This is a genomic window from Oleiphilus sp. HI0086, from assembly GCF_001635225.1.
Genome location: NZ_LWFZ01001117.1, coordinates 1 through 827 on the forward strand (window position 1 = coordinate 1; position 827 = coordinate 827).

An 827-nucleotide genomic window follows, 5' to 3' on the forward strand; every position below is an offset into this window, starting at 1 on the left:
GCGAGTTCAAACTTACTTTCGTTGATATCGATGCCGATAATACGACTAGCGCCTGCCATACGGGCACCGATAATAGCGGATAAACCAATACCGCCCAAGCCAAAGATGGCAACGGTATCACCTTGCTGTACTTTAGCTGTGTTCAAGACAGCACCCATTCCTGTTGTTACACCACAACCTAGCAGGCAGACTTCTTCAAGGGGAGCATCTTTGTTTACTTTCGCCAAGGAAATCTCTGGTAAAACGGTATACTCAGAAAAAGTGGAACAGCCCATATAGTGATAGATTGGTTCACCATTCTTATAAAAACGAGTAGTGCCGTCTGGCATCAACCCTTTACCTTGGGTTTCCCGTACGGCCTGGCATAAGTTTGTTTTCCCCGACATGCAAAATTTACATTCACCACACTCAGCTGTGTAAAGCGGGATTACGTGGTCGCCGACTTCGACGCTTGTAACGCCTTCACCGACCATTTCGACAATACCACCACCTTCATGACCAAGGATTGATGGGAAAATTCCCTCTGGGTCTTCACCTGACAAGGTGAAGGCATCAGTATGACAGACCCCGGTTGCAACGATCTTTACCAAGACCTCGCCCACTTTCGGGTACATAACATCGACTTCTTCGATCTTCAGGGGTGTGTTAGGGCCCCAAGCAACGGCGGCTTTAGATTTAATAAACTGGTCAGTCACAAGGTTTCTCCGGGGGGAAAGATGAAATTCACAATCAGATTAGCTACAAGCCTATATCGGCCGAAGCGTGTTCCAATCTTGACATATTCCTAAAATTTTTCCAGCGCTTTTGTTTTAGGTTGGGTGCTTAAT

At 46.6% G+C, this 827-nt stretch carries 1 protein-coding gene; it reads right to left on the reverse strand.

The features are described from left to right. Window positions 1-695 (reverse strand): alcohol dehydrogenase catalytic domain-containing protein (locus A3756_RS19820; protein ID WP_156490622.1); only part of this gene is annotated, 695 nt, incomplete at its 3' end. Window positions 696-827 lie beyond the last annotated feature (132 nt).